The 267-nt window shown below is 60.7% G+C and carries 1 protein-coding gene; it reads left to right on the top strand.

Annotated elements, in window-relative coordinates; all coding sequences use genetic code 11:
• The first annotated feature begins 4 nt into the window (after positions 1-4).
• The gene (locus tag SB725_RS31615) at positions 5-172 is read left to right on the top strand and encodes a KUP/HAK/KT family potassium transporter (protein ID WP_410923381.1); all 168 of its coding nucleotides are present in this window, start codon (positions 5-7) and stop codon (positions 170-172) included.
• Positions 173-267: the final 95 nt, after the last annotated feature.

Below are 267 nucleotides of genomic sequence, written 5' to 3'. Positions count from 1 at the left end.
CTTCATCACCCACAGCCTGTGGAAATGGCACCCGCTTGTTACGGCGGCCGTGATCGTGCCGCTGGCTCTGGTCGACGCGGTGTTCGTCTCGAGCAATATCAGCAAGGTTCTTGAAGGCGGATGGTTTCCGCTGCTCGCCGGCGGCGTGCTTTTCACCGTGATGCCCACCTGACATCAGGGGCGCAAAACGGTCGTCGATCGTATGAAAAGCGACAACCTGCCCCTGGTTGGACTGATTCACTCCCTGTGTGACGGCGGACACCCGCC

The sequence above is a fragment of the Pseudomonas sp. SIMBA_041 genome (assembly GCF_046535095.1).
Taxonomy (GTDB): Bacteria; Pseudomonadota; Gammaproteobacteria; order Pseudomonadales; family Pseudomonadaceae; genus Aquipseudomonas; species Aquipseudomonas mucoides.
This window is presented reverse-complemented; position numbering and strand designations above follow the sequence as displayed.